At 39.0% G+C, this 8,613-nt stretch carries 9 protein-coding genes, 1 tRNA gene and 1 pseudogene (1 of these 11 cut by a window edge); 8 read left to right on the top strand and 3 right to left on the bottom strand.

The window, feature by feature from the left end; genetic code table 11:
- Positions 1-299: 299 nt before the first annotated feature.
- Positions 300-1,099, bottom strand: a pseudogene (locus CLV95_RS04265) (SDR family NAD(P)-dependent oxidoreductase).
- Between the two features lie 150 nt (positions 1,100-1,249).
- Here CLV95_RS04265 and CLV95_RS04270 point away from each other — a divergent pair.
- The 4 genes from CLV95_RS04270 (at position 1,250) to CLV95_RS04285 (ending at position 4,184) form a co-directional block, all read left to right on the top strand.
- Entirely contained in the window at positions 1,250-1,888 is a 639-nt protein-coding gene (locus tag CLV95_RS04270; RefSeq protein WP_002721376.1) for a DUF2889 domain-containing protein, read from the top strand.
- Positions 1,889-2,026: 138 nt separating this feature from the next.
- Positions 2,027-2,098: transfer RNA gene (locus CLV95_RS04275), tRNA-Thr, on the top strand.
- 47 nt (positions 2,099-2,145) lie between these two features.
- Positions 2,146-3,090 (top strand): AEC family transporter, encoded by a 945-nt coding sequence (locus tag CLV95_RS04280; protein ID WP_002732670.1) that lies wholly within the window; start codon positions 2,146-2,148, stop codon positions 3,088-3,090.
- Between the two features lie 83 nt (positions 3,091-3,173).
- A complete protein-coding gene (locus tag CLV95_RS04285) occupies positions 3,174-4,184 on the top strand; it encodes an ankyrin repeat domain-containing protein (RefSeq protein WP_032850840.1) in 1,011 nt (336 codons plus the stop codon).
- Positions 4,185-4,273: 89 nt separating this feature from the next.
- On the opposite strand, the gene CLV95_RS04290 is transcribed toward CLV95_RS04285, so the two are convergent.
- Positions 4,274-4,831, bottom strand: a complete 558-nt coding sequence (locus CLV95_RS04290; RefSeq protein ID WP_011671105.1) for an LOG family protein — start codon at positions 4,829-4,831, stop codon at positions 4,274-4,276.
- A gap of 173 nt (positions 4,832-5,004) precedes the next feature.
- Here CLV95_RS04290 and CLV95_RS04295 point away from each other — a divergent pair, with 173 nt between their 5' ends.
- Positions 5,005-6,255: an LA_2444/LA_4059 family outer membrane protein gene (locus CLV95_RS04295; RefSeq protein WP_002721417.1), complete on the top strand. Its 1,251-nt coding sequence runs from the start codon at positions 5,005-5,007 to the stop codon at positions 6,253-6,255.
- Between the two features lie 115 nt (positions 6,256-6,370).
- Here CLV95_RS04295 and CLV95_RS04300 read toward each other — a convergent pair whose 3' ends face one another.
- On the bottom strand, positions 6,371-6,892 hold the full coding sequence (locus CLV95_RS04300; RefSeq protein ID WP_002721374.1) for a DUF6580 family putative transport protein: 522 nt from the start codon (positions 6,890-6,892) through the stop codon (positions 6,371-6,373).
- 152 nt (positions 6,893-7,044) lie between these two features.
- Here CLV95_RS04300 and mazG point away from each other — a divergent pair, with 152 nt between their 5' ends.
- The 3 genes in view from mazG to CLV95_RS04315 are tightly spaced (each overlapping or abutting the next) and all read left to right on the top strand, a layout consistent with a single transcriptional unit that may run on beyond the window.
- Positions 7,045-7,860: a nucleoside triphosphate pyrophosphohydrolase gene (mazG, locus tag CLV95_RS04305; protein ID WP_002732366.1), complete on the top strand. Its 816-nt coding sequence runs from the start codon at positions 7,045-7,047 to the stop codon at positions 7,858-7,860.
- Entirely contained in the window at positions 7,857-8,240 is a 384-nt protein-coding gene (locus CLV95_RS04310) for an LIC_13241 domain-containing protein (protein WP_002721422.1), read from the top strand. Before mazG ends, CLV95_RS04310 begins: the two co-directional genes overlap by 4 nt.
- On the top strand, positions 8,237-8,613 hold the 5' portion of the coding sequence (locus CLV95_RS04315; protein ID WP_002732701.1) for a response regulator. The gene runs 397 nt beyond the window's last position; the window shows 377 of its 774 coding nt (coding positions 1-377); the start codon lies at positions 8,237-8,239; its stop codon lies beyond the right edge, outside the window. Before CLV95_RS04310 ends, CLV95_RS04315 begins: the two co-directional genes overlap by 4 nt.

Here is an 8,613-nt window from a genome sequence, read left to right on the forward strand (position 1 = left end):
AAACCGTGGGTTAGATACAAGGTATTTACCATAAAACAAGAAAACTAACAGAAGGAATTAAGGGCTTGTCCATTCAGAAGACAGAAGACTGACGAACTCGTTTCGCTCGTTCTAGACAGAGGACAGAAACGGAGGAGTTATTACATCACGGATTTAGAATGCAGTTTACGAAGATAAAAAGCGAACAAAAGCAAACTGCATTAGCAAAGCCCACTGCCATCAGTCTTCTGAATGTGGGAACTTCTAGATTTTTGTGAAAAGTTCACGATTATATTTCTACCTAAATTTTGGGACAAGTCCTAAGTAACTCTCGCTCTTTTCAAAAGTTTATCCAAAAGCGAAGGTGAGAATCGACTGATCCAATACGCTAATATCTCTCTAAATTGAGAAGGATATACATCCCTTTTTTTGATTCGATCGCTTTTAAAATGATAGAAGCCACTTTATCCGTAGGCAGTCCGTTTTTAATTCCTTCATCCATGATTCCGTAGGTGGACCCGTCACCGGATAAAGCCTTAACAGAAATGTCGGTTTTCACATAACCTGGAGAAACCGTCATAACGTGCATTCCGCTTTCGGATGTTTCCAATCGAATACTATCCATAAACGCTTGTACCGCGTGTTTACTCGCCGCATAACCCGAACGGTACTGAGTGGCAAATCGTCCCTGTAAAGAGGAAACCACAATGAAATGGCCTTGGTTCTGTCTAAGCTCCGACTCCAAAAATCTAAACAGATGAATCAAAGGGTAGAAATTTATATTCATTAGACTTTCGTAAACTTTAATATCCGTCTCTCTCGCAAGACCACGCATGCTGATCCCGGCGCTATGAATCATTCCATCAATACGTCGAACTTTCCTTCTAAACTCTTCCGTAATTTTCTTGAGTTGAATAGGATCCGAAACGTCTCCTGGAAGAGATATCACCTTTTCCGGAAATTGGACTTCGTTTTTTAATTCTTTTAATAACTCTTTCCTTCGAGCAACCGCACCGACCACGGCTCCGTTCCGGTTCAGTTCTAAGACGAGGGCCTTTCCGATCCCGGAGCTTGCACCAGTAACCAAAAATGATTTTTCTAAAAAAAATGAAGTTATCATAAAATCGAACTGAAAGTACCAAAAGGTCGCAAAAAAGCAAATGAAAATAAGCAGAAAAATCTTTTAGCGAATCCGGTCTTATTAAAAGATGCCCCAAAAGAATCCGAAAATGTTTTGTTTAAAAATGTTCCTTCGGAATAAGAGGTTTTAATGAATACGTTGCAGGAACTCAAAGAGCGAATTCGTTTTCGGAACACGAACTTTCAAAGAAATTATGAAAGCAGATACTATTGGTTTCCGGAAGAATCCCCTCCATTTTGCATCATCGAAGTCAATCAATACGATCCCTATCACGATATCACTTTGTATCTCGAAGTCGATTTAACCACGATGAAAATTGTAAAATCGGGAGTAGAAGAAAAAAGGGTTCCATACGAAACCTGTCCCGCTGCAATTAAAACATATGATTATTTGGTGGGAGAGGATATGTCTTATGTAAAACTTATGAATCGTTTTCCCACAGATAAAACGTTAGGCTGTCTTCATATCAACGAATTGATCCAAAATGCGGCTATGAATTTTCATTCTGCATATGCTTTTTATCTCAAAGAAAGAAATTTTCCGGCTCGATTAGACGAATATAAAATGTACGAGGGGAACCTTCCTGCTCAAGAAAGAAGAGAAATCGGAAGGCATTGGTGGATGAAAGACAGAGGAGTCAGAAATTCTTGCTATTCTTTTTCAGGACGTCACGAAAAACCAGAACTCAAGGATCAGGTGAAACATCTTGACAGTATCACGGCAATGATGGTAAAAGAATTCAAGAAGTCGAAGAAAGATGGCTCCTAAATTATTTCCGTCGTTCTTGTTTTACAACCGATCTATACTTAGGTAGGATTTTCATGAGCACGATTGATGATACTGTAGTTTTCTAAAGCAAACTCCTGTTTTACAAAAACTACGGTAAGGTTCTTCTTACTTCGAAATGCCCGCTTAGCTCAGGGGTAGAGCATTTCCCTCGTAATGAAAAGGTCGCCGGTTCAATTCCGGCAGCGGGCTAATCCTAAATCTCTTGCCCTATCGCGTCTACCGTAAACTCTGTACATGTGTCTCATCTAATACTCATTCCGGTTTGTATCGTAGGAGGTTGGATACTCAAACGAGGAAAAATTTTTCCGGAAAATACGGGATTCGTACTCGGAAATTTCGTAGTTTATATTTCCCTTCCTTCTCTTATTTTAGCCAGCGTCCCAACAATGAAACTGGAAACCTCTCTGATTTATTTGGCCTCTATGCCATGGATTCTTTTCGGGCTTTCAGTCGTATTTTTTTATATAATCGGAAAATTCTTCCATTGGAATTCGGAAACAAGAATCGTAACGACACTCTGTTGTGGATTGGGAAACACGTCTTTTTTAGGACTTCCCATTTTAAGGGTGTTCTACGGAGAAGGAATCACTAATTCGGTGTTAATCATCGATCAATTCGGAACTTTCCTCTGCCTTGCAATTCCGGGATTTATCCTTTCTCTGAGTTTCTTATCCCAAAACGATCAAGAGAGAAGCGGAAATCCGGTCGGATCTATTTTGAAAAAGCTCTTTACTTTTCCTCCTTTTCTTGCTTTACTTTTTTCGTTTTTACTCAGATTTTTCATCATTTCGGAATTGATCCATTCCGTACTCAAAATTTTGGGAGAAACATTAGTGCCAATCGCTTTATTTACCGTTGGATTTCAAATGGAATTCCCTACGTTAGATTCTAAATCCGAAAAATCAGAAAATTTTATACAACCTTTATTTATCGGCCTTATTTATAAATTGCTTCTTGCTCCAATCTTGATATTTCTAACCTATCGTTTTCTAAACGTAAACCTAAATCATCTGCGAGTAGCTGTCTTAGAAGCGGCAATGGCGCCTATGATTACTGCGTCTATCGTTTCTATTCAAATGGGTTTCAGACCCGCTCTTTCGGCAGTTTTCCCAGGGATTGGTATCTTAATTTCGATTCCGACTTTATTTTTATTTTATATATTTTTGGAGAATTTTTTCTGACTGATTTTTCCGAATCACTAATCGACCTATTTTCCGCAGTCAAAACCGGAAAAATGGATGAAATTCAAAGACTCCTCACTTCCATGGAAGGAGAAGAAATCCTCGTCGATTGGCTGAAAAACTATAGAGATAATTACGGATCAGGGGTTTTATTCTGGGCCGTAAAAAATTCGGATCCGGAAGCGATTCAACTCCTACTCAAGGCCGGGGCTGAACCCGACGAAACAAACACAAGGGGAGAAACTCCCCTCTTAATCTCTTTGGATCAGGGTAATGAAGATTTAATTCGAATCTTTTTAGAAGCGGGCGCAGACACCGAGAAAAAGGATTTCGCCGGAAATACCCCGCTCACAAAAGCGGTGAGCACCGGAAACGTTCAGATCGTAGAAATGCTTTTCGCAAACGATCACCCAACTCCGGACTTGGAAGAAAGAAACGGAGAAGGATATACTCCGCTTCTCTTAGCAGTGGATCTAGGGCACTTAGAAATCGTGGAATATCTTCTCGACAAAGGCGCCGACTTTTTAAAAAAGAACTCAGAAGGAAGAACCATTCTCCATTTAACGGCTCTCCATAACGATTTCGAAATACTGGATTTATTTTTAGAAAAAGAAGAAACGAAAACGATTCTAGAAGATAGAGACGCGGACGGAAATACCGCACTTCTTCTCGCTGCCTCACACGATAGTGTGGAATGTTTAGAAAAACTTCTTAAAATCGAAGCAAACTTTTTACAAGTAAATGCATCCGGAAAGACCGGATTAGAAGAAGCAGAAAGACAGAAATACCATCACGTTTCTAAAATCCTTAGGAAAGTTCTTACCGAAAAATTATTTTTTGCCGCCAAACATGGAGAAGACGAATTATGCCGAACTATTCTTAAGCTTAGAATTTCCCCAAACCCGATCGATCAGGACGGAAACACTCCTCTTCACATCGCCGTTATTCATGATCGGATTTCCACGGCTCAATTACTGTTGGATTTACACGCTTCTCAATTTTTAAAAAACCTGGAAGGAAAATCCGCTTTAGACATCGCTAAGGAAAAAAAGAAGGAAGAATTGATTCAACTTCTGGAGCCGGAAAAAGAATAGAGTCCGTCCTAAATCCCATCGGGCGACCCGTTGGAAGCGAGATGTTGAGTTTCACAAAAACGTATTGTTATGATTCGACACAAACCCTTTCAAACAAAACGCCGATGTAATAGATCGAGTAATTCTTCTGGATTTTGCGAAACAATCAGGCCGTTTTTAGTCTCCGGATCCAAAAAACCGTCCTCTACCATTCTTTCCAATTGCTTGAGCAAATAGTCAAAATAACCGTTTACATTCAGTAAGCCCAAAGGTTTCGAAATTAACTTCAACTGATTCCAAGTCGTAATTTCCACAAGTTCGTCCAAAGTCCCAATTCCACCAGGCAATGCAATAAAACCGGAAGACTTTTCATACATCCTAAATTTTCTTTCATGCATGGAAGAAACGATCATAAGATCTTTGACTCGATCATGTTTAACTTCCTTGATAGAAAGAAAATCGGGAATGATTCCAGACACTCCCCCACCCTTTTCCATCACAGCATCCGCGATCGTTCCCATGATACCGCAAGAAGCGCCTCCAAATACCAAATCGAGATTTTTTTCGACGAGCAATCGACCTAAATCTTTGGCCGCCTCGGTATACACAGGATTGGTTCCCGAACGAGAACCGCAAAAAACACAAACCGCCAACTTGGTCACATTCATAATCTCTCTTTCTAGTTCCATTTTGCGTAATTTTATCGAAACGTAGGTCTTCTATAAAATCGTTCTATTTCGTTGTTTTCACCAAAGAAAATTTGTAACATTTTTCTTTTTCTATGTTCGGGAAAAAATGTTTCAATTCCTTCGTCCTATGTAATTCTCACTCCTTAGAAACTATGAAAAAACAAATTGAAAAATTCCTTGTTACGATACTTTTTCTCCTAATTCAAACGAACGCAATAGGACAAAACAATTTATCCCAATCCGACCCGGATATTTTAGAAAAAGAAGCCAATGAACTCGAAATGAAAGCTGGTAAAGCACAAGATCCAGTCACGAGGCAGCGCATGATTTTCGAAATTCGGAAAAAAAGAAAAGAAGCCTCGGAACTCAGAGATAAACTTCACGAACAGGAAATTTCCAAAACACCGAAAGGTGCCACTTTTGAAATCGCGATTTTATTGAACCAAACGAGTTGGATTCCGGAATCCTTAGCGAGAAAACAAAACGTATCCATCAATGAAACAAACACTTTTCTTTACACAAACGGGCTTTACCAGAATATCAATGTGATCGCGGGAAACGACCCGCATATCATCAACAACACTGGAAGTTTTTATTCGAACCCGCAAGGAAACACAAAGACTGCCTACCCGATTCGATTGTTATTCTTAACCGAATCAAAAAAATACGGAGTGGAAGCAACATTTCTAGATTTTAGGATTCGTCCTTCTTATTCTTCCGTAAATGTCAATCCAACTTTAGGAAACTTAAATCAAACCTATAGTTTGTACGGCCCGCAACTTAGAAGAACGGATATTCAATTGAACTTTCTTTACTTTTTTGAAACAGGATCTGGAACCAGAATCGGACCTTCCCTAGGAATCCGGAACCTGGACACGTATTCTAAAGAATACGGAAACTTACCCGGAGGATTAGGTTTCGGAACTATGGAAGAAAAAGCGGGCGGTTTGGGTCCTCAAATCGGATTTAGGATCGTTAAAAAACTGAACAACTTTTTCCAATTCCACACAAGCGCAGATTATTTTAGAACATTAGGAAAATATTATCTAAAGACGAACGGAACCACAATCCATAACGGCACTCAAAACTTTCTAGTTACGGAAACTTCAGGTTCAACGGGTGATAACCTCGTCAAAAGAAGAGGTTATCAAATCGATGCCGGACTTTCTTTTTTCAGAACAAACTGGCTCAAATTTACATTCGGTTTTCAATATACAGAAATGAGATCTTTCGTAACCGGATACAACTACGACATCAACCTACTGCTTCCCGACGTAATCAGTTTGACCGTCCTGAACACAATTACAAAAACGGCGGATCTAACTACGACAAGGCCTGCTCTTCAAAAGGAAGTGATCGATACATACTACGGATTCTATTTAGGAGTCTCTATTACTCTGTAAGAATGAAATCGGCTTTTTGAAAAAAATCAATTGCGGTGGTCTTAGAGCCGCCTCAAAACCTGAAGAAAAATATCTCTAAATATTCTATTGTTTTTTGATTTTATAGAGGCGCCCTTTACTTGATAGGAATCGGAGAGAGTTTTATCCAACCTATTTTTTCAATCAGGGCAAATCCGCCAAAAAGAACGGTTGTATAAAACATATCACCCAGAAGAGAATTCTGAAAAAAAGGAATCGCCAAAATATAACACTGAACGAGTCCATTTAGGTCATACGAATAGTAACCCGCAAGCCATACGTAAAAGTTTGTAACGATAAAGAAAACTGCAGAACCACCCAACGACCAAAATGCAATCCTAACGGCGGAAGAAGACGCCCTTAACTGCCATCCCGCTACAACGAGAAGCAAGACCATTCCGTAAACCGGCAACATCTGATCGTGCAATCCGATCAATAAATCGCTTATAAAAAGGGCACATACGGGAACTAACAGAGACAGTTTTTTAGAAACAAAATGGGCTCCCGCAAAAAGAGAAATCGCAAGAATCGGCGTAAAATTAGCCGGATGTGGAAAATAACGACTCGCGACCGCAATCAGAATGAGTGAAAGAACAATAAGACTTTTTGAACGTATCATAAAGGGCCTATAAAGTATTTTTTGAACTATACTTCAACTTTACGGCTCCCGTCAATCCAATCCCGATTTCAAAACAATTGAAAAAGAGTGCAGATTCAGCTTGGAAATTAAAAGTTGGAACAAATCTCCCGTCGTTTTTGGAGGGAACTCATATGCAGGCAAAATCACTCGCAGAGGAAATTGGTAAACTTCAAGAAATCACAGCCACTCTTCGAGGAGAAAACGGATGTCCTTGGGATAAGGAACAGGATCATCAAACTTTGATTCCTTATCTCATTGAAGAATCCCAAGAAGTCATCGAAGCAATCTTAAAAAACGACGATGAACTTCTCAAAGAAGAATTAGGTGATCTATTATTTCAAGTTGTCTTTCATGCAAGACTTGCTGAAGAAAGACATTCATTCAATTTGGGAGACGTTGCAAAAAGCGTTTCCGATAAACTTATCTTCAGACATCCTCATGTTTTTAGACCGGAGGAACTCACTTTTTCTTCTTCTCAGGAAGTTTTGGAAAATTGGGAGAAAATCAAGGATAAAGAAAAGAAAAAATCAAACGATTCATCCATTTTTTCGAACATCCCGGAGAATTTCTCTTCCCTTTTAAAAGCGGAAAAATATCAAAAGAAAGCCGCTAAAGTCGGATTCGATTGGGAGAACATTTCAGATGTGCAAGGAAAAGTTAAAGAAGAAATGGAAGAGTTCTTAATCGAATTCGGTCGTGTCAAAGCGAACGGAAGCAATCAGGTCCGTATCGAAGAAGAATTCGGAGATTTATTATTCAGTTTAGTAAATCTAGGAAGGCATCTTGGAATTTCCTCCGAATCCGCACTCACAAGGACGAATGCGAAATTTAAGAAAAGATTTCAATACATAGAACAAACCTTAAAAAACCGAAATAAAACCCCGAAAGAATCCAATTTAAAAGAAATGGATCAGCTTTGGAATGAGGCAAAGCAATCGGAAACATGAACGGACCGAATTCACTCGAAAAAAGAATCGAACGAACCGAAACTTTGATTTCTATCCTCTCCAAAGAGTTTTTTTTGAAGTTAAAATCGGATTTGGAAGAATGGCCGCGAACGTACGAATTTACTCATTTGGAAAAAAACTATAAAGCGATGTTTTCCGTTTTCGGTTCCTTTACTTTGAGCGATCTAAAACAAACAGTCGGCTTTTCTCCAATTTATTACCTTAGTTTATGCAATAATGGTTACCAACAACTTGTTTGGACTAAACCGGACGGAGAAATCATGGACGACCCAAAACAAATCTTTGATGAATTGAGAAAACATATTCAAATTTTCGAGACTTCGATTTCAAAAACCCATCTGAGAGAAAAACAAGCTTGAAGCTACTCATTTTAGATTCCGGTACAACCTTCAGAAAGATCATATCGTCTTTTTTTCCCGCGGAAGACTTTCAAATCGTCGAAGCGGGTTCGGCAAAAGAAGGATTAGATCTTACGTTTCGGGAAAATTTCGATTTAATTACGATCGGAATGATTCTTCCGGACTCGGACGGATTTACGATCTGTAAAACCATACGAAACGACTTACGGGAAAATAAATATAATGCATGCAAAAATTCTAAAATATATCTCGTTACTTCCGGAGATGTCGAATCAAACCGTACAAAATCTATGGAATTCGGATTTGACGGAATTTTTCCGAAGCCATCGGGAATCGAAGAATTGAAATTAGTAATTAAGGAAATTATAAAATT

The organism is Leptospira borgpetersenii serovar Javanica (genome assembly GCF_003046425.1).
GTDB lineage: Bacteria > Spirochaetota > Leptospiria > Leptospirales > Leptospiraceae > Leptospira > Leptospira borgpetersenii.

Excerpts from the sequence above, each read along its gene's own strand:
- CLV95_RS04310 (WP_002721422.1), top strand. The coding sequence starts at position 7,857 with ATGAACGGACCGAATTCACTCGAAAAAAGAATCGAACGAACCGAAACT.
- CLV95_RS04290 (WP_011671105.1), bottom strand. The coding sequence starts at position 4,831 with ATGAATGTGACCAAGTTGGCGGTTTGTGTTTTTTGCGGTTCTCGTTCG.
- CLV95_RS04285 (WP_032850840.1), top strand. The coding sequence starts at position 3,174 with ATGGAAGGAGAAGAAATCCTCGTCGATTGGCTGAAAAACTATAGAGAT.
- CLV95_RS04300 (WP_002721374.1), bottom strand. The coding sequence starts at position 6,892 with ATGATACGTTCAAAAAGTCTTATTGTTCTTTCACTCATTCTGATTGCG.
- CLV95_RS04295 (WP_002721417.1), top strand. The coding sequence starts at position 5,005 with ATGAAAAAACAAATTGAAAAATTCCTTGTTACGATACTTTTTCTCCTA.
- CLV95_RS04270 (WP_002721376.1), top strand. The coding sequence starts at position 1,250 with ATGAATACGTTGCAGGAACTCAAAGAGCGAATTCGTTTTCGGAACACG.
- mazG (WP_002732366.1), top strand. The coding sequence starts at position 7,045 with ATGCAGGCAAAATCACTCGCAGAGGAAATTGGTAAACTTCAAGAAATC.